The following is a 25476-nucleotide window of genomic DNA, read 5'->3' as shown; positions in this document are numbered from 1 at the left end:
TGTCCGCCGACGTTCCGTCAGCGCTCGATCCGTCCCGAACCCCGGTGCAGCGTGGCCCGGTCGGCGGCGGCCCGGCCCTCGACCCAGCCCTCGCCGTCACTCACCCGCACCCGCTGCGACACGAGCTTCGGGAACATCCTGCCCACCGCATCGTCCACGGCCTCCGCCCGGGCCGCCAGTACCGGCAGCAGCCCGCCGTCCGGGGCCGGCACCGGCAGCGTCCCGCCGCCGTCCTCGACACCACCCGGCTCGGCCGGGCGCCCGGCCGCCGCGTCCTCGGTGGCCCGCTCGGTGGCCTCGGCCAGCCGCTCCCGGATCCGCGCCGCGTACGCCACCAGGAACGACTGCCGGAACGCCTTCGTCCGGGCCGCGCCGTCCTTGTGCTTGCGGCTGCCCGCCCGCTGCATCGCCGAGGTCGCCTGCACCAGCAGCGAGGTGTACAGCAGCTCGACGCAGTCCAGGTCGGCGTCGAAGCCGATCACCGTGCAGAACCCGAACTCCTTCGCCCACACCACCCGGCACCGGTTCGCCGCCGCCACCGCGTCCAGCAGCATCGTCTTCGGGCCCTCGTAGGGGTTGTCCACGCCGATCCGCAGCGCCGCTGGCTCGTCCGCCGACGGGCCACCCGCAGACAGCAGCGCCTCGTCGATCGAGTGCCGCGCCATCAGCTCCTGGGCCTTCGCGGTCAGCGCCTCCGCCTCGTCCGGGAAACCGGTCGACTCGGCCTTCGCCAGCAGCGCCCGGATCCGCCCCAGCATCCGTGGCTCCCCGCCGCGCGGTGCGCTCACCCGCGGCGCGGACTGCCCCGGCGCCGGGCCCACCGGCTGCACGGGCGGCAGCAGCGCCCACGTCCGCAACAGCTCCAGCACCGCCGTGGCCAGCGCGAACCGGTCCAGCCGGTGCCGGTCCGCGAACGCCTGCAGGTACGCCTCGTCGGACGGCCACCAGGGCTCCGCCTCCAGCTCCCGCAGCTGCTCCCGCCAGCGGCGGTCCAGCGCGGCAGTGGGGTGCCGGCGGCCCTCCGCCGCGATCAGGTCCACCGCCAGGGCGACCTGCACCGGGCCCAGCTCGCGCCGCGCCACCCGCACCAGGTCGGCCGGCCGCCAGCCCGCCGTCCAGCACCGGCCCACCGACCGCTCCGCGAAGCCCAGCAGCGCCCGGCTCACCAGCGGCCACCGGTCCGCGGACGCCGCCAGCACCGAGGCCGCGCCGTCCACCACGAACTCCAGCCCGTCGGCCGGCGCACCCGTCACCCGGCCCACCGCCTCCGCCAGCAGCTCGTCCACGGGCTGATCGGTGCTGGTCACGGCGGTCCTGCTTCCTGGGGTGCGGGGGAGGGGCGCTCCCCATGATGCCGGAGCGTGCTGTCGGAGCGCGCCGTCCGGCGAGTCCGTCAGCCGGCCAGGGCGTCCCAGCCGCGGGCGATCTGCCGCTGCGCCGGGGTGCCGTCCGCGGTGAGCAGCGCCAGCAGCGCGGCCCCGTCGGCGGGACGCTCGGCGAGGTCCTTGGCGAGAGCGCGCTCGACGGCGTCGGCCAGGCCGGGGTCGAGCGCGCGGACGGCGGCGATCCCGGCCGGGGACGGCGCCTCGTTGACGATCCGGTGGTAGACGGCGTACTGGTTGGCGGTGGCGAACGGGCTCTCGCCGTACGCCGCGCAGACCAGGCAGCAGGCCCACGCCCAGACGTCCGCGGCCGGTCCGACCGGGCCCTCGGCCAGCTGCTCGGGGGCCATGAAGACGGGCGTGCCGACCATGCCGCCGGTCCGGGTCAGCCGGGTGTGGTCGGCCATCAGCGAGATGCCGAAGTCCAGCAGCTTGGGGCCGTCACTGGTCATCATGATGTTGGACGGCTTCAGGTCCCGGTGCACCAGCCCGCTGCGGTGCAGGGCGTCCAGCGCGACGGCCAGCGCCACCGCGAGCGCCCGCAGCGCGGCCGGGTCGGCGAGGGTGCCGCGCTCGCGCAGCAGGGCCTGCAGGGGACGGCCGTCGAGCAGCTCCATGGCGATGAACGGGGTGCTGTCGGCGACGCCGGTGTCCAGCACCCGCGCGGTGTGCGCGGCGGGCGCCTGGGCCAGCACCTTCGCCTCGTTCTCGAACCGGCGGTGCAGCTCCTCGTCCTGCCCGGTGTCGGCGTGCAGGGTCTTCAGCGCGACCATGGTGGCGGAGCCCTGACGGCGCGCCAGGTAGACGGTGCCGAACCCGCCGGAGCCGATCAGCCCGAGCAGCCGGTACGCGCCGATCGCGGTGGGCGCCCCGTTCGGCAGCGGCTTGGCATCGACGGTCGGCAGCCCGTCCTGCTCGCGCACCGTGCTGCCCAGCACCGTCGGCGTGGCCGTGGCGGCGGGGGCGCCGGTCACCGTGGGCTCGGCCGCGAACCGGGCCGCCGCCTCGGCCTGTTCGGCCTCCCGGGCGGCCCGCAGCGCCTCGGACTCGGCGACCACCGCCCGGGCGATCTCGGCATCCCGGGCGGCGAACTGCGCCTCGGTCTGCGCGGCGGCGGCGCGCGCGGCGGCCTCCCGGGCGCGGCGGGTGCGCTGCGCCTCACGGGTCTCGCGGATCGACTGCAGGCGGGCCGAGGCGGCCGCGCCGAGCGTGTCCACGGTGTCCCGGACCGCCCCCGCGGGCGCCTCGGCGGACGCGGTGACGCCCGTCAGCGGCGGGGCGACGGCGGCCGTCGGCAGCAGGTTCAGACGGCGGGTGGCGAACAGCGAGCACAGCTGCCACGCCACCAGTGCGATCAGCGCGCCGTTCGGCAGCACCAGCGGGATCAGCAGGAACTGGGCGGCGAGCACCGGCACCAGGTAGCGGCGCAGCCGGGAGTGCTCCCAGGTGCCGGACGGCATCCGGGTGCACAGCACCAGGAACCGGGTGCGGGCCCACAGCAGCTGCCACAGCGCGGTCAGCACGAAGCCGGTCAGGGCCGCTCCGAGCCCGCCGTCGCCGCCGAACAGCGCGAGCAGCGCCCGCGCCGCCAGCCACGGCGGGCTGGTGCGCACCGCCTCCTGGTCGAGGGCGTCGTTCGGGTCCTCGAAGTGGTGGTGCGTGCCGATCCACATCAGCACGGTGAGCACGCCGCCGATCAGCACGGGCAGCACCAGCTCCACCGCGGAGGCGATCCACTGCGGCGGGTACGCGGTGGACAGCGCCCGCAGTTCGGACCGGCGGCGGGAGGCGTCCCCGGCGAGCAGGGTGCGGATCTGGGCCCGCCGGGCGCGGCTCAGCAGCCGGGCCCGGTAGCCGTGCTGGCTACGGCCGAGGGCGAAGGCGGTGATCAGCCGCAGCACCAGCAGCATGACGAGCACCGGCAGCACGGTTTGCGTCCAGAACGGGCTGTCTGTCCAGCCGTACTGCGTGCTGTGCATGGTGCTCCCTCCCCGTGCGCACGGGTCGGCCCCGGGCGCGCAGCATGATAGCGGCGGGCCCGGGGCCGAGAAGGGGCTGTCAGCGCTCGACCGGTCAGTGCTCGACCGGTCAGCGCTCGACCGGTCAGCGCTCGATCACCCGGGCGAGGATCTCCGGCAGCCGCTTGATCAGACCGCCGGATGCCACCCGGATGCCCAGCAGGACCATCCCCGCGCCGTACAGCACGCCGACCGGCAGGATCGGCCAGGCCGACTGGTGCGAGATCAGCAGGATGCCGAGGGTGATGCCGATCGGCGCGCAGCCCAGCGAGACGCCGATCATCGAACCGAAGGCGTTGAGCATCACCACGCCGTTCTGCCCGGGCGCGGCGCTGCGCATCGGGTTGCCGTCGGCGGGCACCGCGTACGGGGCGTACACGCTGATCACGCTGCCCAGGCCGACGCTGGTGCCGAGGGCGGCGAAGGACACGCCGAGCGCGGGCGCGAGGTCCGCCCAGCCACCGGTGACGGCGGCCAGCACCGGGCCGACCAGCAGCAGCACCAGGACGCCCTGGGCGAGGACGGCGTACACCCGGCCGCGCAGTTCGTCGCGGGCGTCCCGGCGGGTGACCAGGGTCGCGGCGACCATCCAGAACCCGGAGCCGTCCATGCCGAACAGGTTGGCGGACTGCAGGCCGAGCATCAGCCCGCCGATCGCGATCACGTACACCGAGCCCCAGCCCTGGACCACCGACAGTGCCGCGATCACGCAGGTCATGCCGATGCCGGTGAAGATCGCCGCCTTGGCGCGGGGCTCGCGCCAGGTGTAGCGCAGGTGCCGCTGGGCGACGGTGCCGGCCCGGCCGGCGGGCAGCAGCCGCCAGGCGCGGGAGCCCGAACCGGAGTGCACCGAGGAGGTCTCCACCAGGGTGGAGGCGTCACCGGACACCATCAGGGCCTGCAGGCTGCGCAGCCACCAGCGCAGCAGCACCGTCAGCAGGCCGCCGGCGAGCGCGAGTTGCAGCGCCGCGACCAGGTAGGAGCCCTCGCCGGCCGAGCGCACCGCGTCGATCGCGGAGACCGGCGGTATCCAGCGCAGCACCGAGGCGTACGGGTGCAGCACCGACAGGTCGAGGCCCTGCTCGGGGCTCCGGAAGGAGCTCTGCACGCCCAGGTTGCCGAGCTGGATCAGCACCGCGAACAGCAGGCCGCCGAAGATCGCGAAGTCCTTGCCGCGCCGGCTGGACAGCAGCCGGGCGTTGGCGGCGGCCACCGAGCGGCTCAGCGCGATCAGCACCAGCAGGGTGAGCGGCACCGCGAGCACCGCGACGGCGGCGGACGCGGCGCCCTGCCCGGCGGTGAGGGCGGCGCCGATCAGCAGCAGCAGGCCGACCAGCGGGCCGGGTCCGACCAGGCTGCCGATCAGGGTGCCGCGCAGCAGGGCGCGCGGGCGCAGCGGCAGCATGGTGAGCCGGGTCGGGTCGGCGCTCTCGTCGCCGGCGAAGAAGAACAGCGGCATGGCGGCCCAGCTGACGGCCAGTCCGGCGGTGAGCATCACGGCGACGTCGGCGGCGCCCGTGTGCCCGCGCAGCACCACCATTCCGGCGGCCGTGGACACGCCGAACAGCAGCCCGAGGCAGGTGCCGGCCAGGTAACCGGCGGCCCGGCCGGGGCTGCGCCGCAGCCCGTTGCGCAGCAGCCGGACCTTGAGCGAGACCAGCGTGCGGACGACGGCCCGGTCGTCGGCGGTGGGGGAGGCGGTGGGGGAGGCGGTGGGGGAGGTGGTGCTCACCGGTGGCCCCCACCGAGCCAGCCGAGCGCGTGCCCGTCGTCCTCGCGGACGCCGATCAGTCCGAGGAACGCCTGCTGCAGCGTGTTCCCGCCGCGCACCTGGTCGAGCGGCCCGGCGGCGACCACCTGCCCGGCGTTGACCACGGCGACCCAGTCGCACAGCGACTCGACGAGTTCCATGACGTGGCTGGAGAACACCACGGTGGAGCCGGAGGCGGCGTACCGGGTGAGCACGCCGCGGATGGTCTGCGCGGACACCGGGTCGACGCCCTCGAACGGCTCGTCCAGGAACAGCACGTCGGGGTTGTGCAGCAGCGCCGCGGCCAGGCCGATCTTCTTGCGCATGCCGGTGGAGTAGTCGGCGACCAGCTTGTCGGCGGAGCCGATCAGGTCGAGCACGGCCAGCAGTTCCTCGGCGCGCCGGTCGGTCTCCGGGCCGGGCAGGCCGCGCAACCGCCCGTTGTACTGGAGCAGTTCGCGCCCGCTGAGACGCTCGAACATCCGCAGGCCCTCGGGCAGGATGCCGATCCGGGACTTGACCGCGACCGGGTCCTGCCAGACGTCGGCGCCGTGTATCAGCACGGTGCCCTGGTCGGGCCGCAGCAGGCCGGTGACCATCGACAGCGTGGTGGTCTTGCCGGCGCCGTTGGGGCCGACCAGCCCGATGAACGAGCCGGCCGGAAGGTCGAGGTTGAGTCCGGCGACGGCGGTCTGCGCACCGAAGCGCTTCCACAGGTCGCGGATCGAGACAGCGGGCGGCGTGGTGGTCGCCTCCATGGCGGGTGGTCTCCTTGTCGGGGTCGGTCCCTGGCCGGTCCGTTCGACCCTATGATCATTTCTTTACCTTTCCATCCCCCATGTGGCGGAACCGCCCCTTACGGGAGCGGCAGTTCGCCGGTCACCCGCCGCACCTCGGCAACTACCCGGACCCGCCGTTCGTCCTGCATCCTGAGAAGCGCGCGTGCAGCGCGGGGAACGGGAGGTGGCCGCGATGGCCGGTCAGTGGGGAACACCGGCGCCGTACGGGCAGCAGCCCTGGCACCCGGCGCCGACGCCGCAGTCCGCGATGCGTGCCGCGCACGCCGACCGCGAACGCACCGTGGACGTACTGAAGGCCGCCTACGCCGAGGGCCGGATCACCGCCGACGAGTACGAGCACCGGCTGACCTCCGCTCACCAGGCCGCCACCTACGGCCAGTTGTCCGTGCTGGTGGCCGACCTGCCGACCGGGCCGATGGTCGCCCCGTTCGGTGCCCCCGTCCCGGCGACCTTCATGCCTCCGCCGCTGCTCCCGCCGCCCGCCCCGCCGCGCAACGGCATGGCGACGGCCTCGGCGATCCTCGGCAGCCTGACGCTGTTCACCGGCGGCCTCACCGGCCTGCCCGCCGTGATCACCGGCCACATCGCCCGCTCGCAGATCCGCCGCACCCGCGAGGAGGGCGACGGCCTGGCGATCCTGGGGCTGGTGTTCGGCTGGCTGTCGATCGCCGGCTGGGCGCTGTTCTTCCTGCTGGTGGTCATGGTGGCCGGTAGCGGGCCGCACTGAGACCGAGGTCGTTACCCTGGTCCGGGTGGCGCCCGGTTCGGCGAGCCCCATTTGTTTTGACCGCCGCCTGTGCGCTAGGTACGCTCTGACCTTGTGCCTGGGGTGTGCCCGGGTCCTTGTGCGTGCCAGCAGACCGGTCGCCGCAGCGGAGACTCCACCCGCTCGGCCTGTGCCGTAGCCGCAGCTCAGCTCGGGATTCCGTGATTCTTCCCCCGAAGAAGGCTCAACACGCCCGACCGCGTGGGTCGGAGAGTGTGGGCCATACCGCAGGTTAGTTCCACCAAGCCTTGGCACACAGAAAACGGAGAAACGGTGCCTACGATCCAGCAGCTGGTCCGAAAGGGCCGGCAGGACAAGGTCGAGAAGAACAAGACGCCCGCACTGAAGGGTTCGCCCCAGCGTCGCGGCGTCTGCACGCGTGTGTACACGACCACCCCGAAGAAGCCGAACTCGGCTCTCCGCAAGGTCGCCCGTGTGCGCCTCACCAGCGGGATCGAGGTCACCGCTTACATTCCGGGCGAGGGCCACAACCTGCAGGAGCACTCCATCGTGCTGGTCCGCGGTGGCCGTGTGAAGGACCTTCCTGGTGTCCGCTACAAGATCATCCGCGGCTCGCTTGACACCCAGGGTGTCAAGAACCGCAAGCAGGCCCGCAGCCGCTACGGCGCCAAGAAGGAGAAGTAAGAATGCCTCGTAAGGGCCCCGCCCCGAAGCGCCCGGTCATCATCGACCCGGTCTACGGCTCCCCGCTGGTGACCTCGCTGGTCAACAAGATCCTGCTGCACGGCAAGCGCTCCACCGCCGAGCGGATCGTCTACGGCGCCCTCGAGGGTGTCCGTGAGAAGACCGGCGCCGACCCGGTTGTCGCGCTGAAGCGCGCGCTGGAGAACGTCAAGCCGACCCTCGAGGTCAAGTCCCGCCGCGTCGGTGGCGCCACCTACCAGGTGCCGGTCGAGGTCCGCCCGGGCCGCGCCAACACCCTGGCGCTGCGCTGGCTGGTCGGCTACTCCCGCGCCCGTCGCGAGAAGACCATGACCGAGCGTCTGCTCAACGAGATCCTCGACGCCAGCAACGGCCTGGGCGCTTCCGTGAAGCGTCGCGAGGACACCCACAAGATGGCCGAGTCCAACAAGGCCTTCGCGCACTACCGCTGGTAGTCCGAACCCCGTCACTAGACAGAGAGAGAACGAGCCACCATGGCTGCAACCTCCCTTGACCTCGCCAAGGTCCGCAACATCGGGATCATGGCGCACATCGACGCGGGCAAGACCACCACCACCGAGCGGATCCTGTTCTACACCGGTGTCTCGTACAAGATCGGTGAGGTCCACGATGGCGCTGCCACCATGGACTGGATGGAGCAGGAGCAGGAGCGCGGCATCACCATCACGTCGGCCGCGACGACCTGCCACTGGACCCTCGACGGTGTCGAGAACACGATCAACATCATCGACACCCCGGGCCACGTCGACTTCACCGTCGAGGTGGAGCGCTCGCTGCGCGTCCTCGACGGTGGCGTGACCGTGTTCGACGGCGTTGCCGGTGTCGAGCCCCAGTCCGAGACCGTGTGGCGGCAGGCTGACCGCTACGGTGTCCCGCGCATCTGCTTCATCAACAAGCTGGACCGCACGGGCGCCAACTTCTTCTTCTGCGTGCAGACCATCGTGGACCGCCTCGGCGCCACCCCGCTGGTCATGCAGCTGCCGATCGGTGCCGAGGCCGACTTCACCGGCGTCGTCGACCTGGTGAAGATGAAGGCCCTGGTCTACTCGGCCGACGCGCCCAAGGGCGAGATGTACGACACCGTCGACATCCCGGCCGACCTGGCTGAGCAGGCCGCGGAGTACCGCGAGGCCCTGATCGACACCGTGTCGAACATCAGCGACGAGGTGATGGAGCTCGCCCTGGAGGGCGAGGACATCCCCGAGGAGCTGCTGGTCGCCGCGATCCGCAAGGGCACCCTGGACTCGTCGTTCACCCCGATCTTCTGCGGCTCCGCGTTCAAGAACAAGGGCGTTCAGCCCCTGCTCGACGCGGTCGTGAAGTACCTGCCGTCGCCGCTCGACATCGAGGGCATCGAGGGTACGAAGCCGGGCAACGACGAGGAGAAGATCGTCCGTCAGGCCTCTGACGACGAGCCGCTCGCCGCCCTCGCGTTCAAGATCATGTCCGACCCGCACCTGGGCAAGCTCACCTTCGTCCGCGTGTACTCCGGCCGCCTGGAGTCCGGCACCTCGGTGCTGAACTCCGTCAAGGGCAAGAAGGAGCGCATCGGCAAGATCTACCGCATGCACGCGAACAAGCGTGAGGAGATCGACTCGGTGGGCGCCGGCGACATCATCGCCGTCATGGGCCTGAAGCAGACCACCACCGGTGAGACGCTGTCCGACGAGAAGCAGCCGGTCATCCTGGAGTCCATGGACTTCCCGGCCCCGGTCATCCGCGTCGCGATCGAGCCCAAGTCCAAGGGCGACCAGGAGAAGCTGGGTGTCGCCATCCAGCGTCTGGCCGAGGAGGACCCGTCCTTCCAGGTCAACACCGACGAAGAGACCGGCCAGACCATCATCGCGGGTATGGGCGAGCTGCACCTCGAGGTGCTGGTCGACCGTATGCGCCGTGAGTTCAAGGTCGAGGCCAACGTCGGCAAGCCGCAGGTCGCGTACCGCGAGACGATCCGCAAGGCCGTCGAGCGCATCGACTACACGCACAAGAAGCAGACCGGTGGTTCCGGCCAGTTCGCGAAGATCCAGATCGCGATCGAGCCGCTGGAGTCCGGCGAGGGCTACGAGTTCGTCAACAAGGTCACCGGTGGCCGCGTGCCGAAGGAGTACATCCCCTCGGTCGACGCCGGTTGCCAGGAGGCCATGGAGTTCGGCGTTCTCGCCGGCTACCCGCTCCAGGGCGTTCGCGTGAGCCTGCTCGACGGTGCGTCGCACGACGTCGACTCGTCCGAGCTCGCGTTCAAGATCGCCGGTTCCATGGCGTTCAAGGAAGGTGCCAAGAAGGCGTCGCCGGCTCTGCTCGAGCCGATGATGGCCGTCGAGGTCACCACCCCCGAGGACTACATGGGCGACGTGATCGGCGACATCAACTCCCGCCGTGGCCAGATCCGGGCCATGGAGGAGCGTCACGGTGCCCGCGTCGTCAAGGCGCTGGTGCCGCTCTCCGAGATGTTCGGCTACGTCGGTGACCTGCGCAGCAAGACCTCTGGTCGCGCAAGCTACTCGATGCAGTTCGACTCGTACGCCGAGGTTCCGCGGAACGTGGCGGACGACATCATCGCCAAGGCCAAGGGCGAGTGACGTCCCGGTAATCGGGATGAATCAGACCCTTTAGGCTAGAAGGAGGGCACCCGGACGTTCACCCGTCCGGGTTCCGCCCGGGAGCCCTCCGGCACCCCCACCCGCGGGACGGCATGGGGCGCGACCAGCGCCCCGTTCCAATAACCCGATCCAGACCAACTGACGTCGTACGGCGTACAGAACTGTCCTCAGGAGGACTGCAGTGGCGAAGGCGAAGTTCGAGCGGACGAAGCCCCACGTCAACATCGGCACCATCGGTCACATCGACCACGGTAAGACCACGCTGACCGCGGCCATCACCAAGGTGCTGCACGACGCGTACCCGGAGATCAACCCCTTCACGCCGTTCGACCAGATCGACAAGGCGCCGGAGGAGCGTCAGCGCGGTATCACCATCTCGATCGCGCACGTCGAGTACCAGACCGAGGCGCGTCACTACGCCCACGTCGACTGCCCGGGTCACGCCGACTACATCAAGAACATGATCACCGGTGCGGCCCAGATGGACGGTGCGATCCTCGTCGTCGCCGCCACCGACGGCCCGATGCCGCAGACCAAGGAGCACGTCCTCCTGGCCCGCCAGGTCGGCGTTCCCTACATCGTTGTCGCCCTGAACAAGGCCGACATGGTGGACGACGAGGAGATCCTGGAGCTCGTCGAGCTCGAGGTCCGTGAGCTCCTCTCCGAGTACGAGTTCCCGGGCGACGACCTGCCGGTCGTCCGCGTCTCCGCGCTGAAGGCGCTGGAGGGCGACAAGGAGTGGGGCGAGAAGCTCCTCGGCCTGATGCACGCGGTCGACGAGGCCATCCCGACCCCGGCTCGCCTCACCGACCAGCCGTTCCTGATGCCGATCGAGGACGTCTTCACGATCACCGGTCGTGGCACCGTCGTCACCGGTCGTATCGAGCGCGGTATCCTCAAGGTCAACGAGACCGTCGACATCATCGGCATCAAGACCACCAAGACCACCACCACGGTCACCGGTATCGAGATGTTCCGCAAGCTGCTCGACGAGGGCCAGGCCGGTGAGAACGTCGGTCTGCTGCTCCGCGGCATCAAGCGCGAGGACGTCGAGCGCGGCCAGGTCATCATCAAGCCGGGTTCGGTTACCCCGCACACCGACTTCGAGGCCCAGGCCTACATCCTGTCGAAGGACGAGGGTGGCCGTCACACCCCGTTCTTCAACAACTACCGCCCGCAGTTCTACTTCCGTACCACGGACGTGACCGGCGTTGTGACCCTCCCCGAGGGCACCGAGATGGTCATGCCGGGCGACAACACCGCCATGACCGTCGCGCTGATCCAGCCCGTCGCCATGGAGGAGGGCCTGAAGTTCGCCATCCGTGAGGGTGGCCGCACCGTCGGCGCCGGCCAGGTCACCAAGATCGTCAAGTAATTGCCGATCTGACCTCTGGTCAACTGCAGGGCCCGGTCCGCTCCCGCGAGGGAGGGGGCCGGGCCCTCGGCATGTCCGGGCACCGGGGCCGGCGCACCCGGTGTGACGTGCGCCGCTGCGCGCGGAACCGATTGGCGTATCGACCGCATTCTGTGGCAGGATGTCTGAGTTGCTCGGTTGAGTACCGATGCTGCGCGCCTCCCGCCGGGAGGACTGGAAGCGAGTCCCATGTACTCGTCGTTCCCGTGAATGGCCGTTCATGTGCCCACGTGCTGTGTGTGGGTGCAGTGGTGTGTAAGCGACACCGCGGCAGCTGCGGGGCGAAAGTACGGGAATCTTCCGGGAAGCGTATGCGGGGTATCGGCCCGGCTCACCTCTTCTCCAGCAGTTCGAAGCCGACGAATCTGTTCGCCGGTTTTTTGCAAGCGCGAGTGCGACACGCCCGAGCGCGGGGGTCGGAGGAGAGTCGCGAGGCAACGTACGACACAAAGGACTACGAAGTAGCCATGGCGGGACAGAAGATCCGCATCCGGCTCAAGGCCTACGACCACGAGGTCATCGACTCCTCGGCGAAGAAGATCGTCGAGACGGTGATCCGCACTGGTGCGCAGGTCGCGGGCCCGGTGCCGCTGCCCACTGAGAAGAACGTTTACTGCGTCATCCGCTCGCCGCACAAGTACAAGGACTCGCGCGAGCACTTCGAGATGCGCACTCACAAGCGTCTGATCGACATCCTCGACCCCACGCCGAAGACGGTTGACTCGCTGATGCGTCTCGACCTGCCGGCGGGCGTCGACATCGAGATCAAGCTCTGAGAGGCGCACCGAAGATGGCTAAGCAGATTAAGGGCATCCTGGGCGAGAAGCTCGGCATGACCCAGGTCTGGGACGAGAACAACCGGGTTGTCCCGGTGACCGTCGTCAAGGCTGGGCCCAATGTCGTGACCCAGGTCCACACCGCCGACAGCCCGGCCGGCTACGACGCCGTGCAGATCGGCTTCGGCGAGATCGACCCCCGCAAGGTGAACAAGCCCCTCCAGGGCCACTTCGCCAAGGCCGGTGTCACCCCCCGCCGCCACCTGGTCGAGCTGCGTACCTCGGACGCGTCCGAGTACACCCTGGGCCAGGAGATCACCGCCGAGCTGTTCGAGGCGGGTGTCAAGGTCGACGTGACCGGCACCTCCAAGGGCAAGGGCTTCGCCGGTGTCATGAAGCGTCACAACTTCAAGGGCCTCGGCGCCGGTCACGGCACCCAGCGCAAGCACCGCTCGCCCGGTTCCATCGGTGGCTGCGCCACCCCGGGCCGTGTGTTCAAGGGCCTGCGCATGGCGGGTCGGATGGGCCACGAGCGCGTGACCACCCAGAACCTGACCGTGCACGCGGTCGACGCGGAGAAGGGTCTGCTGCTCATCAAGGGCGCGATCCCGGGTCCGAACGGCGGCCTCGTCCTCGTCCGCACCGCGGCGAAGGGGCTGTGAAGGATATGAGCACCATTGACATTCTGTCGCCGGCCGGCGACAAGGCCGGCAGCCTCGAGCTGCCCGCCGAGATCTTCGACGCCAAGGTCAGCGTTCCGCTGATGCACCAGGTCGTCGTGGCGCAGCTCGCTGCGGCCCGTCAGGGCACCCACAAGGCCAAGCGTCGTGGCGAGGTCCGTGGTGGCGGCAAGAAGCCGTACCGCCAGAAGGGCACCGGTCGCGCCCGTCAGGGCTCGACCCGCGCGCCGCAGTTCACCGGTGGTGGCGTTGTGCACGGTCCCGTGCCGCGCGACTACTCGCAGCGGACCCCGAAGAAGATGATCGCCGCCGCCCTGCGCAGCGCGCTCACCGACCGGGCCCGCCACGAGCGCATCCACGTCGTCACCGGCGTGACCGCGACCGAGGCTCCGTCGACCAAGGCCGCCAAGGCTCTGTTCGGCAAGATCTCCGAGCGCAAGAACCTCCTCCTGGTGGTCGAGCGCGAGGACGAGCTGGGCATCCTGTCCGCTCGCAACCTGGCGAACGTGCACATCCTGGACGCCGGCCAGCTGAACACCTACGACGTGCTCGTCTCCGACGATGTGGTCTTCACCCAGGCCGCCTTCGAGCGTTTCGTGGCCGGTCCGGCCGCGTCCGCCAAGGCCGTTGCTGCTGAGGGCGAGCTCGAAGGGACTGCCGCCTGATGAGCGAGATCACCTCCAAGACGTACACGGACCCCCGTGACGTCCTGATCAAGCCGGTCATCTCGGAGAAGAGCTACTCGCTCCTCGACGAGAACAAGTACACGTTCGTCGTGGCGCCGGCTGCCAACAAGACCCAGATCAAGCAGGCCGTCGAGGCGGTCTTCTCGGTCAAGGTCGAGGCCGTCAACACGCTGAACCGCCAGGGCAAGCGCAAGCGCTCCCGCACCGGTTTCGGCAAGCGCAAGGACACCAAGCGCGCGATCGTGACGCTGGCCGAGGGCAACCGCATCGACATCTTCGGTGGTCCGGTCTCCTGACGTTCCGTCAGAGGCTGCGATCGTCGTAAAGGACGAGGACAGAAATGGGTATCCGCAAGTACAAGCCGACTACGCCGGGCCGTCGTGGCTCCAGCGTGGCCGACTTCGTCGAAATCACGCGGTCCACGCCGGAGAAGTCGCTGGTTCGCCCGCTGCACAGCAAGGGCGGCCGTAACAACGCCGGTCGTGTCACTGCTCGCCACCAGGGTGGCGGTCACAAGCGCGCCTACCGTCTGATCGACTTCCGTCGTCACGACAAGGACGGCGTGCCGGCCAAGGTCGCGCACATCGAGTACGACCCCAACCGCACCGCGCGCATCGCGCTCCTGCACTACGCGGACGGCGAGAAGCGCTACATCATCGCCCCCCGCGGCGTCGCGCAGGGTGACCGGATCGAGAACGGCGCTGGCGCCGACATCAAGCCGGGCAACAACCTGCCGCTGCGCAACATCCCGGTCGGTACCACCATCCACGCGGTGGAGCTCCGTCCCGGCGGTGGCGCCAAGCTGGCCCGTTCCGCGGGTTCCGGCATTCAGCTGCTCGCCCGTGAGGGTCGCATGGCGCACCTGCGCATGCCCTCCGGTGAGATCCGCCTGGTGGACGCGCGCTGCCGCGCGACCGTCGGTGAGGTCGGCAACGCCGAGCAGTCGAACATCAACTGGGGCAAGGCCGGCCGTATGCGCTGGAAGGGCGTCCGCCCGACCGTGCGTGGTGTCGCCATGAACCCGATCGACCACCCGCACGGTGGTGGTGAGGGTAAGACCTCCGGTGGTCGCCACCCGGTCTCGCCGTGGGGCAAGCCCGAGGGCCGCACCCGTCGCCCGAACAAGGCGTCGGACAAGCTCATCGTGCGCCGCCGCAAGACCAACAAGAAGCGCTAGGAGCAGGTCAGATGCCGCGCAGTCTCAAGAAGGGCCCCTTCATCGACGACCACCTTCAGAAGAAGGTGGACGTGCAGAACGAGGCGGGCACGCAGAACGTCATCAAGACCTGGTCCCGTCGTTCCGTGATCTCCCCGGCCATGCTGGGCCACACGATCGCGGTTCACGATGGCCGCAAGCACGTCCCGGTGTTCGTCACCGAGTCGATGGTCGGCCACAAGCTCGGCGAGTTCGCTCCCACGCGCACCTTCAAGGGGCACGTGAAGGAAGACCGCAAGTCGAAGCGTCGCTAATCGCTTCCGCGAGCTGTAGCGCCAGAACGACAAAGTGACTTACTCCATTAAGGGGACAACCATGGAAGCCAGGGCCCAGGCGCGGTACATCCGCGTCACGCCCATGAAGGCCCGCCGCGTGGTGGACCTCATCCGTGGCCTGCCGGCCACGGAGGCCCAGGCGGTCCTGCGTTTCGCTCCGCAGGCTGCCACCGTGCCGGTCGGCAAGGTGCTGAACAGCGCCATCGCCAACGCCGCGCACAACTACAACCACTCCAACGTGGACGACCTCTACATCTCCGAGGCGTACGTTGACGAGGGTCCGACCCTGAAGCGGTTCCGTCCGCGCGCCCAGGGCCGTGCCTACCGGATCCGCAAGCGGACCAGCCACATCACCGTGGTCGTCAGCAGCAAGGAAGGGACCCGGTAATGGGCCAGAAGGTTAACCCGCACGGGTTCCGCCTCGGCATCAGCACGGACTTCAAGTCCCGCTGGTACGCCGACAAGCTGTACAAGGACTACGTCAAGGAAGACGTCGCGATCCGTCGTCTCATGACGAAGGGCATGGAGCGCGCCGGTATCTCGAAGGTTGAGATCGAGCGCACCCGTGACCGCGTCCGCGTGGACATCCACACCGCCCGTCCGGGCATCGTGATCGGCCGCCGCGGCGCGGAGGCCGACAAGATCCGGGGCAACCTGGAGAAGCTGACCGGCAAGCAGGTCCAGCTGAACATCCTCGAGGTCAAGAACCCCGAGCTGGACGCCCAGCTCGTGGCTCAGGGCGTCGCGGAGCAGCTGTCCTCCCGCGTCTCCTTCCGTCGCGCCATGCGCAAGAGCATGCAGTCGACCATGAAGGCCGGCGCCAAGGGCATCAAGGTCCAGTGCTCCGGTCGTCTCGGCGGCGCCGAGATGAGCCGTTCGGAGTTCTACCGCGAGGGCCGTGTGCCGCTGCACACCCTGCGCGCGAACGTCGACTACGGCTTCTTCGAGGCCAAGACCACCTTCGGCCGCATCGGCGTGAAGGTCTGGATCTACAAGGGCGACGTCAAGAACATCGCCGAGGTCCGCGCTGAGAACGCCGCTGCCCGCTCCGGCAACCGTCCGGCCCGTCCCGAGGGCGGTCGTCCCGCTCGCGGTGGCGAGCGCCGCGGTGGCGAGCGCGGTGGCCGTGGCCGTCGTCCCGCCGCTGCTGCTGCCGAGGCTCAGGCCCCGGCTGCCGCCGCCGAGACTCCGGCTGCTGAGAACACCGGAACGGAGGCCTGACCCTCATGCTGATCCCCCGTCGGGTCAAGCACCGCAAGCAGCACCACCCGAAGCGCTCCGGCGCCTCGAAGGGTGGCACCGAGCTGGCGTTCGGCCAGTTCGGCATCCAGGCCGTGACCCCGGCCTACGTGACGAACCGTCAGATCGAGTCCGCTCGTATCGCGATCACCCGTCACATCCGTCGTGGCGGCAAGGTCTGGATCAACATCTACCCGGACCGCCCGCTCACCAAGAAGCCGGCCGAAACCCGCATGGGTTCCGGTAAGGGTTCGCCGGAGTGGTGGATCGCGAACGTGCACCCGGGTCGGGTCATGTTCGAACTGTCGTACCCGAACGAGAAGATTGCCCGCGAGGCGCTCACGCGTGCCGCGCACAAGCTTCCGATGAAGTGCCGGATCGTTCGGCGCGAGGACGGTGAGAGCTGATGTCGGCCGCTACCAAGGCTGCTGAGCTTCGCGAACTGGACAACGAGGCTCTCGTTGCCAAGCTCCGTGAGGCCAAGGAGGAGCTGTTCAACCTCCGCTTCCAGGCGGCGACCGGGCAGCTCGACAACCACGGACGGCTCCGGCTGGTCCGTAAGGACATCGCGCGGATCTACACCCTGATGCGCGAGCGCGAGCTGGGCATCGAGACGGTGGAGAACGCCTGATGACTGAGAACACCAACGAGACGCGCGGTTTCCGCAAGACCCGTGAGGGTCTCGTCGTCAGCGACAAGATGGACAAGACCGTCGTCGTCGCCGTCGAGGACCGCGTCAAGCACGCGCTGTACGGCAAGGTCATCCGCCGTACGAACAAGCTGAAGGCGCACGACGAGCAGAACGCGTGCGGTGTCGGCGACCGTGTCCTCCTGATGGAGACCCGGCCGCTGTCCGCGACGAAGCGCTGGCGCGTCGTCGAGATCCTCGAGAAGGCCAAGTAACAAGGTTGTTCGCGGTACGGCCGTATGTGCACCAGGCCCGCAAGGGCGCGGGTGTGAGCAGCGGCCGGCCCGTCAACACTTGTTGACGATCAGGAGAAAGCTGTGATCCAGCAGGAGTCGCGACTGCGCGTCGCCGACAACACGGGTGCCAAGGAGATTCTCTGCATCCGCGTTCTCGGTGGCTCCGGTCGCCGCTACGCCGGTATCGGCGACGTCATCGTCGCCACCGTCAAGGACGCGATCCCCGGCGGCTCGGTGAAGAAGGGCGACGTCGTCAAGTGCGTCGTCGTTCGCACCGTCAAGGAGCGTCGCCGTCCGGACGGCTCGTACATCCGTTTCGACGAGAACGCCGCTGTCGTTCTCAAGAACACCGATGGCGACCCCCGCGGTACCCGCATCTTCGGCCCGGTGGGCCGCGAGCTGCGCGACAAGAAGTTCATGAAGATCATCTCGCTGGCGCCGGAGGTGCTCTGACCCATGGCGAACAGCATGAAGATCAAGAAGGGTGACCTGGTCCAGGTCATCACCGGCAAGGACAAGGGCAAGCAGGGCAAGGTCATTCAGGCCATGCCGGCTGACAACAAGGTCCTGGTCGAGGGTGTCAACCGGGTCAAGAAGCACACCAAGCCGGGCCCCGGCACCCAGGGTGGCATCGTGACCGTCGAGGCCCCGGTGCACGTCTCCAACGTCCAGCTGGTCGTGGAGAAGGACGGCAAGAAGGTCGTTACCCGCGTCGGCTACCGCTTCGACGACCAGGGCAACAAGATCCGCGTTGCCAAGCGGACGGGTGAGGACATCTGATGTCTGAGACGACTGTTGAGAAGGTGGCCCCCCGCCTCAAGGAGAAGTACCTCTCCGAGGTCAAGGGCCAGCTGAACGAGCAGTTCTCGTACGAGAACGTCATGCTGATCCCCGGCCTGGTCAAGGTCGTGGTCAACATGGGTGTCGGCGAGGCTGCCCGTGACAGCAAGCTGATCGAGGGTGCCATCAAGGACCTGACCGCGATCACCGGTCAGAAGCCGGCCGTCACCAAGGCCCGCAAGTCCATCGCGCAGTTCAAGCTGCGCGAGGGCCAGCCGATCGGTGCCCACGTCACCCTCCGCGGTGACCGCATGTGGGAGTTCGTGGACCGTCTGGTGTCGCTGGCTCTGCCGCGTATCCGTGACTTCCGCGGCCTCTCGCCGAAGCAGTTCGACGGCCGTGGCAACTACACCTTCGGTCTGACCGAGCAGGTCATGTTCCACGAGATCGACCAGGACAAGGTCGACCGTCAGCGCGGTATGGACATCACCGTCGTGACCACCGCTCAGACCGACGATGAGGGCCGGGCGCTGCTGCGCGCTCTGGGCTTCCCGTTCAAGGAGGCGTGAGCCATGGCGAAGAAGGCCCTGATCGCTAAGTCCGAGCGCAAGCCGAAGTTCGGCGTCCGGGCGTACACCCGGTGCCAGCGCTGCGGCCGTCCGCACTCGGTGTACCGCAAGTTCGGCCTGTGCCGTGTGTGCCTCCGCGAGATGGCGCACCGCGGCGAGCTGCCGGGCGTGACCAAGAGCTCCTGGTAATCCCTTACCAGTAGGTCTTAACCAGCGAAGCAGTGTGCCCGGCCCCACGATTTTTGGGATCTGGAAAGCATCCCGTAAGGTTGTGGGGTCGGGCCCCTGCCGCAGCGCCCTGTCCGGGCAGCCTGCGGCTCTCTGTCGAGGGCTCGCGAACCCAGTCTTACTACGTCGCAGGTCCCCTGCGCTTGTGCCCCTTTCGCACTCTTTCACGAGTGCGCGGAGGGGGACCTGGCGCGGAGAAACCACGGCGAGAGAGGCCTGAGGCCACCATGACCATGACCGACCCGATCGCAGACATGCTCACTCGTCTGCGTAACGCGAACTCGGCGTACCACGACTCGGTCGTGATGCCGTCGAGCAAGATCAAGGCGCACGTCGCCGAGATCCTGCAGCAGGAGGGTTACATCTCCTCCTACAAGGTTGAGGACCCCGCCGAGAACGAGGTTGGCAAGAAGCTGACCATCGAGCTCAAGTTCGGTCCGAACCGTGAGCGCTCCATCGCCGGCATCAAGCGCATCAGCAAGCCGGGTCTGCGTGTTTACGCAAAGTCCACCAACCTGCCGAAGGTGCTCGGCGGCCTGGGCGTGGCGATCATCTCCACGTCTTCCGGCCTCCTGACCGACAAGCAGGCCGCCAAGAAGGGCGTAGGCGGAGAAGTTCTCGCCTACGTCTGGTAATTCGGGAAAGGGAGGTACAGCAATGTCGCGCATTGGACGGCTGCCCATCCAGGTTCCCGCTGGTGTGGACGTCACCATCGACGGCCAGACGGTCTCGGTGAAGGGCCCCAAGGGCACCCTCACCCACGTCGTCGCCGCGCCGATCGAAATCGGCAAGGGCGAGGACGGCACTCTGGTCGTCACCCGCCCGAACGACGAGCGTCAGTCGAAGGCCCTGCACGGCCTTTCGCGCACGCTGGTGGCGAACATGATCACCGGCGTGACCGCGGGCTACCGCAAGTCGCTGGAGATCAGCGGTGTCGGTTACCGAGTCACGGCGAAGGGCTCCAACATGGAGTTCGCGCTGGGCTACAGCCACCCGATTCTGGTCGAGGCGCCGGAGGGCATCACCTTCGTCGTCGAGTCGCCCACCAAGTTCCACGTGGACGGCACCGACAAGCAGAAGGTCGGCGAGATCGCCGCGAAGATCCGCAAGCTGCGCAAGCCCGACCCGTACAAGGCCAAGGGCGTCAAGTACGCGGGCGAGGTCATCCGCCGCAAGGTCGGAAAGAGTGGTAAGTAAGCGATGAGCGTCTCTGTCAAGATCGGCAAGGGCAACGCCTACAAGAACGCCGCCCGCAAGCGCCGCGCCATTCGCGTTCGCAAGCGCGTCGTCGGCACCGAGGTGCGTCCGCGCCTCGTCGTGACGCGTTCGAACCGCCACATGGTCGCCCAGGTCATCGACGACGCCAAGGGTCACACCCTGGCGTCGGCGTCCACCCTCGACGTGTCCATCAAGGGCACCGAGGGCGACAAGACCGAGCTGGCCAAGAAGGTCGGAAGCCTGGTCGCCGAGCGCGCCAAGGCTGCCGGCGTCGAGTCGGTCGTCTTCGACCGCGCGGGCAACCGGTACGCCGGCCGCATCGCCGCTCTGGCGGACGCGGCTCGCGAGGCCGGGCTCGACTTCTAAGCCGCTCGTCGACTCTGTCGGCGGACGTAAACGAGAGAGGTAATTCCAATGGCTGGACCCCAGCGCCGCGAAGGCGGCGCCGGTCGCGGCACGGGTGGCGAGCGGCGCGACCGTAAGCGTGACGAGCGGGGCGGCGCCCCGGTCGCCGAGAAGACTGCTTACGTCGAGCGCGTCGTCGCGATCAACCGTGTCGCCAAGGTTGTCAAGGGTGGTCGTCGTTTCAGCTTCACCGCGCTGGTCGTGGTGGGCGACGGTGACGGCACCGTGGGTGTCGGCTACGGCAAGGCGAAGGAGGTTCCGGCCGCCATCGCCAAGGGCGTTGAGGAGGCCAAGAAGAACTTCTTCAAGGTCCCCCGTATCCAGGGCACCATCCCGCACCCGATCCAGGGCGAGAAGGCCGCCGGCGTCGTGCTGCTGAAGCCGGCGTCCCCCGGTACCGGTGTTATCGCCGGTGGCCCGGTGCGTGCCGTCCTGGAGTGCGCCGGCGTTCACGACATCCTGTCGAAGTCGCTCGGCTCGGACAACGCGATCAACATCGTGCACGCCACCGTGGCCGCTCTGAAGGGCCTCGTGCGCCCCGAGGAGATCGCCGCCCGCCGTGGCCTGCCCCTGGAGGACGTGGCCCCGGCCGCGCTGCTCCGGGCCCGTGCGGCTGGGGTGAGCGCCTGATGGCTCGCCTGAAGGTCACCCAGACCAAGTCGTACATCGGTAGCAAGCAGAACCACCGTGACACCCTCCGTTCGCTCGGCCTGAAGCGGCTGAACGACACCGTGGTGAAGGAGGACCGCCCGGAGATCCGCGGCATGGTCCACACCGTTCGTCACCTCGTCACGGTCGAGGAGGTGGACTGAAATGGCGGACAACTCGCCGATCAAGATCCACAACCTGCGTCCGGCGCCCGGCGCCAAGACCGACAAGATCCGCGTCGGTCGTGGTGAGGGCTCCAAGGGTAAGACCGCAGGTCGTGGTACCAAGGGCACCAAGGCCCGCTACCAGGTTCCGGAGCGCTTCGAGGGTGGCCAGATGCCGCTCCACATGCGCCTCCCGAAGCTGAAGGGCTTCAAGAACCCGGCCCACAAGCAGTTCCAGGTCGTGAACCTGGACCGCCTGGCCGAGCTCTACCCGAACGGTGGCGAGGTCACCGTTGCCGACCTGGTCGCCAAGGGCGCCGTTCGCAAGAACGAGCTCGTCAAGGTTCTCGGCCAGGGCGACATCGCGGTCGCGCTGCAGGTGACGGTCGACGCCGTCTCCGGCTCCGCCGCCGAGAAGATCACCGCCGCGGGCGGCTCGGTCACCGAGCTGCTGTGACGTCGCTGATCTGACGCACGGACAGAAACCGGGCCCCGCACTCCTCTTGAGAAAGAGGGGGCGGGGCCCGGCTTCGTTTCGGCTTGAACAGGTGTGCTGTATTTGTGTGTCAAACCCGGGCAAGCCGTACCCCATGCGTGGGGGAGCGGCAGCGCGCGCTTCTGTCGAGCGCCCGGGCACTGTTAGAGTCCGTGAAGTTCCCTTTCCCCACATCAGGACCGACCCTTCCGCCGACGACGCGCGGGAGGCGCAGGAGGCACCGTGCTCAGTGCGTTCGCGCGGGCGTTCCAGACGCCCGACCTGCGCAAGAAGCTGCTGTTCACGCTGGGCATCATGGTGCTGTTCCGGCTGGGCGCCCACATTCCGATGCCCGGGATCAACTTCGAGGCCGTGCACGCGTGCGTGGCCGGCCAGAAGGAGGGTCTGTTCGGGCTGGTCAACCTGTTCAGTGGCAACGCGCTGCTGCAGCTGACCATTTTTGCGCTCGGCATCATGCCGTACATCACGGCCAGCATCATCCTGCAGTTGCTCACCGTGGTCATTCCGCGGCTGGAGGCCCTGAAGAAGGAGGGGCAGTCCGGCCAGGCGAAGATCACCCAGTACACCCGTTACCTGACCATCGCGCTGGCGGTGCTGCAGGGCACCGGCATTCTCGCGACCGCGTCCAGCGGCGCGCTGTTCTCCGGCTGCCCGCAGGGTCAGAACATCGTGCCGGACCAGTCGATCTTCCGGATCGCCACCATGGTGATCATCATGACCGCCGGCACCACGGTGATCATGTGGCTGGGTGAGCTGATCACCGACCGCGGTATCGGCAACGGCATGTCGATCCTGATCTTCACCTCGATCGCGGCCGGCTTCCCCGGCTCGATGTGGGCCATCAAGGGCTCCGGCAAGCTGCTGGACGGCTGGGGCGAGTTCGCCGCGGTGATCCTGGTCGGCATCGTCGTGGTCTGCCTGGTCATCTTCGTCGAGCAGGCCCAGCGCCGGATCCCGGTGCAGTACGCGAAGCGGATGGTCGGTCGCCGGTCCTTCGGCGGTACTTCGACCTACATCCCGCTGAAGGTCAACCAGGCCGGTGTGATCCCGGTCATCTTCGCCTCCTCGCTGCTGTACATCCCGGCGCTGGTGGTGCAGCTGACCAACTCGCAGGCGGGCTGGGCGATTTGGATCAAGAACCACTTCATCAAGGGTGACCACCCGATCTACATGGCCACCTACTTCGTGCTGATCGTGTTCTTCGCCTTCTTCTACGTCGCCATCTCCTTCAACCCCGAAGAAGTTGCCGACAATATGAAGAAGTATGGTGGGTTCATCCCGGGCATCCGGGCCGGCCGACCGACGGCCGAGTACCTGAACTACGTGCTCACCCGTATCACGTGGCCGGGTTCGCTGTACCTGGGCCTGATCGCGTTGATCCCGATGGTCGCCCTCGTCGCCTTCGGGCAGCAGACCAACTTCCCGTTCGGTGGCACCTCCGTGCTCATCGTCGTCGGCGTCGGACTCGAAACTGTGAAGCAGATCGAGAGCCAGCTCCAGCAGCGCAATTACGAAGGGTTCCTCCGCTGATGCGTATCGTCCTCGTCGGACCCCCCGGGGCCGGGAAGGGTACTCAGGCGCACGTTCTGGCCAAGACCCTGTCCATTCCCCACATCTCCACGGGTGACCTGTTCCGTGCCAACATCAGCCAGGGCACCCCGCTGGGTGTCGAGGCGAAGGCGTACATGGATGCCGGGCGCCTGGTGCCCGACGAGGTCACCATCGGGATGGCCAAGGACCGCATGCTCCAGGAGGACGCCGCCCACGGCTTCCTGCTGGACGGCTTCCCGCGCAACCTCGGCCAGGCGGAGGCGCTGGACGCCTTCCTGACCGAGCACGGCATCGCGCTGGACGGCGTGCTGGACCTTGAGGTCCCCGAGGACGAGGTCGTCAAGCGGATCGCCGGTCGCCGGCTGTGCCGCAAGAACGGCGCCCACGTCTTCCACGTGGCGTACAACCCGCCGAAGACCGAGGGCGTCTGCGACGAGTGCGGCGGCGAGCTGTACCAGCGCTCGGACGACACCGAGGAAGCCGTGCGGGTCCGGCTGGAGGAGTACCACTCCAAGACCGAGCCGATCATCGGCTACTACCAGGAGCAGGGCCTGCTGGTCACCATCTCCGCCCTCGGCAAGGTGGACGAGGTGACCGAGCGCGCGGTCGCCGCCCTGGAGCAGAAGAAGAACGCCTGACCCACGAGGCAGTGAGACGGCCGGGTCGCCCCGAAGCGGGCGGCCCGGCCGTCTCGGCGTCGTACGGTGGAAGGCAGTCCGAAATCAGAACGTGGAAGGCGTTGACCAGATGGTGGAGATCAAGACCCCCGAGCAGATCGCCAAGATGCGGGCGGCCGGGCTGGTCGTCGCCGAGGCCCTGAAGGCGTGCCGCGAGGCGGTCGCCCCCGGGGTGACCACCGGCGAGCTGAACGAGATCGCCGACCAGGTCATCACCAAGCACGGTGCCACGTCCAACTTCCGTGCCGACCACGGCGGCCTGTGGTTCCCGGGCGTGATCTGCGCCTCGGTGAACGAGGAGGTCGTGCACGGCATCCCCGGCGACAAGGTGCTGAAGGCCGGTGACCTGATCTCGATCGACTGCGGCGCGATCCTGGACGGCTGGCACGGCGACGCGGCGATCACCGTCGCGGTGGGCGAGACCGCTTCCGAGAACGTGATGCTGTCGAAGGTCACCGAGGGTTCGATGTGGGCCAGCATCGCCCAGATGAAGAAGGGCAACCGCCTGGTCGACGTGTCCCGGGCGATCGAGGGCTTCATCCGCCGCCAGCCGCTGCCGCCGAAGGGCAAGTGGGGCATCACCGAGGGCTACGGCGGCCACGGCATCGGCACCGCCATGCACATGGAGCCGCACGTGCTGAACTACGTGGCCGGCCGGGGCAAGGGCCCGAAGCTGGTGCCCGGCACGGTGCTGGCGATCGAGCCGATGGTCTCGCTCGGCACCCCGCACACCGCGATCCTGGACGACGACTGGACGGTGGTCACCACCGACGGCACCTGGGCCTCGCACTGGGAGCACTCGGTGGCCATCACCGAGCAGGGCCCGCTGGTGCTGACCGCGTTCGACGGTGGCAAGGCGGAGCTGGCCAAGCTGGGCGTCACCGCGGCCCCGGACCCGCTGGGCTGATCCCGCTGGGCTGATCCCGCCGGGCTGATCCTGCGGCGGCGACACGCGCGGCTGCCGCGAGGTGAGGGACATGTCTCAAAGCGGCAGATCGAGGCCCGGGGGTTTTGACCCCCGGGCCTCTTGTCCTACCTTCGTCAGCTGATACCCGCAGCAGCTACCCCAGGAGAGACAGTGCTCAAGGGCTTCCGCGACTTCATGATGCGCGGCAACGTCATCGACATGGCCGTCGGTGTGGTCATCGGTGCCGCCTTCACCGGCGTCGTGACCGGCTTCGTGACCGCGTTCCTCACCCCGGTGCTGGGCGTGGTGGTGGGCGCGGCCGGCGACTTCAGCGCGTACAAGTTCACGGTGGCGGGCGTGACCTTCCCGTACGGCCAGTTCCTGAACGTGCTGATCGCGTTCTTCCTGACCGCCGCGGTGCTGTACTTCTGCGTGGTGCTGCCGGTCTCCAAGGCCACCGCCCGGTACCTGCCGAAGAAGCCCGCCACCCCCAAGCGTCCCTGCCCCGAGTGCCTGACCGAGATCCCCGAGGCGGCCCGCCGCTGCTCGGCGTGCACCGCCGTGGTGGAGCCGGTGCTGCCCATCCAGGTGACGGTCAAGGGCTGAGATTTCGCGTCGGCGCG

At 68.6% G+C, this 25476-nt stretch carries 34 protein-coding genes; 30 read left to right on the top strand and 4 right to left on the bottom strand.

Going from position 1 to position 25476, the window contains the following annotated elements; all coding sequences use genetic code 11:
- Positions 1-17 precede the first annotated feature (17 nt).
- From ACFV18_RS25065 to ACFV18_RS25050, 4 genes are all read right to left on the bottom strand, one after another.
- Positions 18-1307: a DUF2786 domain-containing protein gene (locus ACFV18_RS25065; RefSeq protein ID WP_380486772.1), complete on the bottom strand. Its 1290-nt coding sequence runs from the start codon at positions 1305-1307 to the stop codon at positions 18-20.
- Between the two features lie 86 nt (positions 1308-1393).
- A complete protein-coding gene (locus ACFV18_RS25060; protein WP_380486770.1) occupies positions 1394-3361 on the bottom strand; it encodes a serine/threonine-protein kinase in 1968 nt (655 codons plus the stop codon).
- Positions 3362-3485: 124 nt separating this feature from the next.
- Complete coding sequence (locus tag ACFV18_RS25055; RefSeq protein WP_380486768.1) at positions 3486-5132, bottom strand: transporter; 1647 nt, start codon at positions 5130-5132, stop codon at positions 3486-3488.
- Positions 5129-5908, bottom strand: coding sequence for an ABC transporter ATP-binding protein (locus ACFV18_RS25050; RefSeq protein WP_380486767.1), 780 nt, complete (start codon positions 5906-5908; stop codon positions 5129-5131). The genes ACFV18_RS25055 and ACFV18_RS25050 overlap by 4 nt, the downstream gene beginning before the upstream one ends.
- Positions 5909-6092: 184 nt before the next feature.
- Here ACFV18_RS25050 and ACFV18_RS25045 point away from each other — a divergent pair, with 184 nt between their 5' ends.
- From ACFV18_RS25045 to mscL, 30 genes are all read left to right on the top strand, one after another.
- The gene (locus ACFV18_RS25045) at positions 6093-6677 is read left to right on the top strand and encodes a DUF1707 and DUF4190 domain-containing protein (protein WP_380486765.1); all 585 of its coding nucleotides are present in this window, start codon (positions 6093-6095) and stop codon (positions 6675-6677) included.
- Positions 6678-6989: 312 nt separating this feature from the next.
- Positions 6990-7361 (top strand): 30S ribosomal protein S12, encoded by a 372-nt coding sequence (rpsL, locus tag ACFV18_RS25040; protein WP_014144289.1) that lies wholly within the window; start codon positions 6990-6992, stop codon positions 7359-7361.
- 2 nt (positions 7362-7363) lie between these two features.
- The gene (rpsG, locus tag ACFV18_RS25035) at positions 7364-7834 is read left to right on the top strand and encodes a 30S ribosomal protein S7 (protein ID WP_030457432.1); all 471 of its coding nucleotides are present in this window, start codon (positions 7364-7366) and stop codon (positions 7832-7834) included.
- Positions 7835-7873: 39 nt separating this feature from the next.
- Positions 7874-9979 carry an elongation factor G gene (gene fusA, locus ACFV18_RS25030; protein ID WP_380486764.1) on the top strand — a complete coding sequence of 702 codons (2106 nt, stop codon included), beginning with the start codon at positions 7874-7876 and terminating at the stop codon, positions 9977-9979.
- A 202-nt stretch (positions 9980-10181) separates the two neighbouring features.
- Positions 10182-11375 (top strand): elongation factor Tu, encoded by a 1194-nt coding sequence (gene tuf / locus ACFV18_RS25025; RefSeq protein WP_380486762.1) that lies wholly within the window; start codon positions 10182-10184, stop codon positions 11373-11375.
- Positions 11376-11881: 506 nt separating this feature from the next.
- Entirely contained in the window at positions 11882-12190 is a 309-nt protein-coding gene (rpsJ, locus tag ACFV18_RS25020) for a 30S ribosomal protein S10 (RefSeq protein ID WP_012785157.1), read from the top strand.
- Between the two features lie 14 nt (positions 12191-12204).
- Positions 12205-12852, top strand: a complete 648-nt coding sequence (gene rplC / locus ACFV18_RS25015) for a 50S ribosomal protein L3 (protein WP_380486760.1) — start codon at positions 12205-12207, stop codon at positions 12850-12852.
- 5 nt (positions 12853-12857) lie between these two features.
- Positions 12858-13535 (top strand): 50S ribosomal protein L4, encoded by a 678-nt coding sequence (rplD, locus tag ACFV18_RS25010; protein WP_380486758.1) that lies wholly within the window; start codon positions 12858-12860, stop codon positions 13533-13535.
- A complete protein-coding gene (rplW, locus tag ACFV18_RS25005) occupies positions 13535-13852 on the top strand; it encodes a 50S ribosomal protein L23 (protein ID WP_380486756.1) in 318 nt (105 codons plus the stop codon). The genes rplD and rplW overlap by 1 nt, the downstream gene beginning before the upstream one ends.
- A 44-nt stretch (positions 13853-13896) precedes the next feature.
- Positions 13897-14733, top strand: coding sequence for a 50S ribosomal protein L2 (gene rplB / locus ACFV18_RS25000; protein WP_043914588.1), 837 nt, complete (start codon positions 13897-13899; stop codon positions 14731-14733).
- 11 nt (positions 14734-14744) lie between these two features.
- Positions 14745-15026 carry a 30S ribosomal protein S19 gene (gene rpsS / locus ACFV18_RS24995; RefSeq protein WP_014136283.1) on the top strand — a complete coding sequence of 94 codons (282 nt, stop codon included), beginning with the start codon at positions 14745-14747 and terminating at the stop codon, positions 15024-15026.
- Positions 15027-15087: 61 nt separating this feature from the next.
- Positions 15088-15435 (top strand): 50S ribosomal protein L22, encoded by a 348-nt coding sequence (rplV, locus tag ACFV18_RS24990; RefSeq protein ID WP_014136282.1) that lies wholly within the window; start codon positions 15088-15090, stop codon positions 15433-15435.
- A complete protein-coding gene (gene rpsC / locus ACFV18_RS24985; RefSeq protein ID WP_380486755.1) occupies positions 15435-16268 on the top strand; it encodes a 30S ribosomal protein S3 in 834 nt (277 codons plus the stop codon). The genes rplV and rpsC overlap by 1 nt, the downstream gene beginning before the upstream one ends.
- A gap of 5 nt (positions 16269-16273) precedes the next feature.
- On the top strand, positions 16274-16693 hold the full coding sequence (gene rplP, locus ACFV18_RS24980) for a 50S ribosomal protein L16 (RefSeq protein WP_035863520.1): 420 nt from the start codon (positions 16274-16276) through the stop codon (positions 16691-16693).
- Positions 16693-16917, top strand: a complete 225-nt coding sequence (gene rpmC / locus ACFV18_RS24975) for a 50S ribosomal protein L29 (RefSeq protein ID WP_030457414.1) — start codon at positions 16693-16695, stop codon at positions 16915-16917. The genes rplP and rpmC overlap by 1 nt, the downstream gene beginning before the upstream one ends.
- Entirely contained in the window at positions 16917-17189 is a 273-nt protein-coding gene (gene rpsQ, locus ACFV18_RS24970) for a 30S ribosomal protein S17 (protein WP_014136278.1), read from the top strand. The genes rpmC and rpsQ overlap by 1 nt, the downstream gene beginning before the upstream one ends.
- A gap of 102 nt (positions 17190-17291) precedes the next feature.
- The gene (rplN, locus tag ACFV18_RS24965; protein ID WP_030300391.1) at positions 17292-17663 is read left to right on the top strand and encodes a 50S ribosomal protein L14; all 372 of its coding nucleotides are present in this window, start codon (positions 17292-17294) and stop codon (positions 17661-17663) included.
- 15 nt (positions 17664-17678) lie between these two features.
- Positions 17679-17990 (top strand): 50S ribosomal protein L24, encoded by a 312-nt coding sequence (gene rplX / locus ACFV18_RS24960; protein WP_035872243.1) that lies wholly within the window; start codon positions 17679-17681, stop codon positions 17988-17990.
- The gene (gene rplE / locus ACFV18_RS24955) at positions 17990-18559 is read left to right on the top strand and encodes a 50S ribosomal protein L5 (protein ID WP_035863517.1); all 570 of its coding nucleotides are present in this window, start codon (positions 17990-17992) and stop codon (positions 18557-18559) included. Before rplX ends, rplE begins: the two co-directional genes overlap by 1 nt.
- Before the next feature lie 3 nt (positions 18560-18562).
- Positions 18563-18748, top strand: coding sequence for a type Z 30S ribosomal protein S14 (locus tag ACFV18_RS24950; protein ID WP_008747480.1), 186 nt, complete (start codon positions 18563-18565; stop codon positions 18746-18748).
- Positions 18749-19014: 266 nt separating this feature from the next.
- A complete protein-coding gene (gene rpsH / locus ACFV18_RS24945; protein WP_035863516.1) occupies positions 19015-19422 on the top strand; it encodes a 30S ribosomal protein S8 in 408 nt (135 codons plus the stop codon).
- 22 nt (positions 19423-19444) lie between these two features.
- Entirely contained in the window at positions 19445-19984 is a 540-nt protein-coding gene (gene rplF / locus ACFV18_RS24940) for a 50S ribosomal protein L6 (RefSeq protein ID WP_380486752.1), read from the top strand.
- A 3-nt stretch (positions 19985-19987) separates the two neighbouring features.
- On the top strand, positions 19988-20371 hold the full coding sequence (rplR, locus tag ACFV18_RS24935) for a 50S ribosomal protein L18 (RefSeq protein WP_035863513.1): 384 nt from the start codon (positions 19988-19990) through the stop codon (positions 20369-20371).
- 48 nt (positions 20372-20419) lie between these two features.
- Complete coding sequence (rpsE, locus tag ACFV18_RS24930; protein WP_043914567.1) at positions 20420-21040, top strand: 30S ribosomal protein S5; 621 nt, start codon at positions 20420-20422, stop codon at positions 21038-21040.
- Positions 21040-21222, top strand: coding sequence for a 50S ribosomal protein L30 (gene rpmD, locus ACFV18_RS24925; protein ID WP_014136270.1), 183 nt, complete (start codon positions 21040-21042; stop codon positions 21220-21222). Before rpsE ends, rpmD begins: the two co-directional genes overlap by 1 nt.
- A gap of 1 nt (position 21223) precedes the next feature.
- Positions 21224-21679 (top strand): 50S ribosomal protein L15, encoded by a 456-nt coding sequence (gene rplO, locus ACFV18_RS24920; protein ID WP_380486750.1) that lies wholly within the window; start codon positions 21224-21226, stop codon positions 21677-21679.
- 261 nt (positions 21680-21940) lie between these two features.
- Positions 21941-23248 (top strand): preprotein translocase subunit SecY, encoded by a 1308-nt coding sequence (secY, locus tag ACFV18_RS24915; protein WP_380486747.1) that lies wholly within the window; start codon positions 21941-21943, stop codon positions 23246-23248.
- The gene (locus tag ACFV18_RS24910; protein WP_380486744.1) at positions 23248-23907 is read left to right on the top strand and encodes an adenylate kinase; all 660 of its coding nucleotides are present in this window, start codon (positions 23248-23250) and stop codon (positions 23905-23907) included. Before secY ends, ACFV18_RS24910 begins: the two co-directional genes overlap by 1 nt.
- 109 nt (positions 23908-24016) lie before the next feature.
- A complete protein-coding gene (map, locus tag ACFV18_RS24905; RefSeq protein WP_380486741.1) occupies positions 24017-24853 on the top strand; it encodes a type I methionyl aminopeptidase in 837 nt (278 codons plus the stop codon).
- Between the two features lie 171 nt (positions 24854-25024).
- Positions 25025-25459, top strand: a complete 435-nt coding sequence (mscL, locus tag ACFV18_RS24900) for a large conductance mechanosensitive channel protein MscL (RefSeq protein ID WP_380486738.1) — start codon at positions 25025-25027, stop codon at positions 25457-25459.
- The last annotated feature ends 17 nt before the right edge of the window (positions 25460-25476 follow it).

The sequence above is a fragment of the Kitasatospora sp. NPDC059673 genome, assembly GCF_042734215.1.
Classification (GTDB): domain Bacteria; phylum Actinomycetota; class Actinomycetes; order Streptomycetales; family Streptomycetaceae; genus Kitasatospora.
Note: the sequence above shows the minus strand (reverse complement) of the source record. Positions and strands in the feature narration are given on the sequence as shown.

Coding starts and splice junctions, on each gene's coding strand:
- ACFV18_RS25060 (WP_380486770.1), bottom strand. CDS start 3,361: ATGCACAGCACGCAGTACGGCTGGACAGACAGCCCGTTCTGGACGCAA.
- ACFV18_RS25050 (WP_380486767.1), bottom strand. CDS start 5,908: ATGGAGGCGACCACCACGCCGCCCGCTGTCTCGATCCGCGACCTGTGG.
- rpsG (WP_030457432.1), top strand. CDS start 7,364: ATGCCTCGTAAGGGCCCCGCCCCGAAGCGCCCGGTCATCATCGACCCG.
- fusA (WP_380486764.1), top strand. CDS start 7,874: ATGGCTGCAACCTCCCTTGACCTCGCCAAGGTCCGCAACATCGGGATC.
- rpsJ (WP_012785157.1), top strand. CDS start 11,882: ATGGCGGGACAGAAGATCCGCATCCGGCTCAAGGCCTACGACCACGAG.
- rplC (WP_380486760.1), top strand. CDS start 12,205: ATGGCTAAGCAGATTAAGGGCATCCTGGGCGAGAAGCTCGGCATGACC.
- rplD (WP_380486758.1), top strand. CDS start 12,858: ATGAGCACCATTGACATTCTGTCGCCGGCCGGCGACAAGGCCGGCAGC.
- rplW (WP_380486756.1), top strand. CDS start 13,535: ATGAGCGAGATCACCTCCAAGACGTACACGGACCCCCGTGACGTCCTG.
- rplB (WP_043914588.1), top strand. CDS start 13,897: ATGGGTATCCGCAAGTACAAGCCGACTACGCCGGGCCGTCGTGGCTCC.
- rpsS (WP_014136283.1), top strand. CDS start 14,745: ATGCCGCGCAGTCTCAAGAAGGGCCCCTTCATCGACGACCACCTTCAG.
- rplV (WP_014136282.1), top strand. CDS start 15,088: ATGGAAGCCAGGGCCCAGGCGCGGTACATCCGCGTCACGCCCATGAAG.
- rpsC (WP_380486755.1), top strand. CDS start 15,435: ATGGGCCAGAAGGTTAACCCGCACGGGTTCCGCCTCGGCATCAGCACG.
- rplP (WP_035863520.1), top strand. CDS start 16,274: ATGCTGATCCCCCGTCGGGTCAAGCACCGCAAGCAGCACCACCCGAAG.
- rpmC (WP_030457414.1), top strand. CDS start 16,693: ATGTCGGCCGCTACCAAGGCTGCTGAGCTTCGCGAACTGGACAACGAG.
- rpsQ (WP_014136278.1), top strand. CDS start 16,917: ATGACTGAGAACACCAACGAGACGCGCGGTTTCCGCAAGACCCGTGAG.
- rplX (WP_035872243.1), top strand. CDS start 17,679: ATGAAGATCAAGAAGGGTGACCTGGTCCAGGTCATCACCGGCAAGGAC.
- rplE (WP_035863517.1), top strand. CDS start 17,990: ATGTCTGAGACGACTGTTGAGAAGGTGGCCCCCCGCCTCAAGGAGAAG.
- ACFV18_RS24950 (WP_008747480.1), top strand. CDS start 18,563: ATGGCGAAGAAGGCCCTGATCGCTAAGTCCGAGCGCAAGCCGAAGTTC.
- rpsH (WP_035863516.1), top strand. CDS start 19,015: ATGACCATGACCGACCCGATCGCAGACATGCTCACTCGTCTGCGTAAC.
- rplF (WP_380486752.1), top strand. CDS start 19,445: ATGTCGCGCATTGGACGGCTGCCCATCCAGGTTCCCGCTGGTGTGGAC.
- rplR (WP_035863513.1), top strand. CDS start 19,988: ATGAGCGTCTCTGTCAAGATCGGCAAGGGCAACGCCTACAAGAACGCC.
- rpsE (WP_043914567.1), top strand. CDS start 20,420: ATGGCTGGACCCCAGCGCCGCGAAGGCGGCGCCGGTCGCGGCACGGGT.
- rpmD (WP_014136270.1), top strand. CDS start 21,040: ATGGCTCGCCTGAAGGTCACCCAGACCAAGTCGTACATCGGTAGCAAG.
- rplO (WP_380486750.1), top strand. CDS start 21,224: ATGGCGGACAACTCGCCGATCAAGATCCACAACCTGCGTCCGGCGCCC.
- ACFV18_RS24910 (WP_380486744.1), top strand. CDS start 23,248: ATGCGTATCGTCCTCGTCGGACCCCCCGGGGCCGGGAAGGGTACTCAG.
- map (WP_380486741.1), top strand. CDS start 24,017: ATGGTGGAGATCAAGACCCCCGAGCAGATCGCCAAGATGCGGGCGGCC.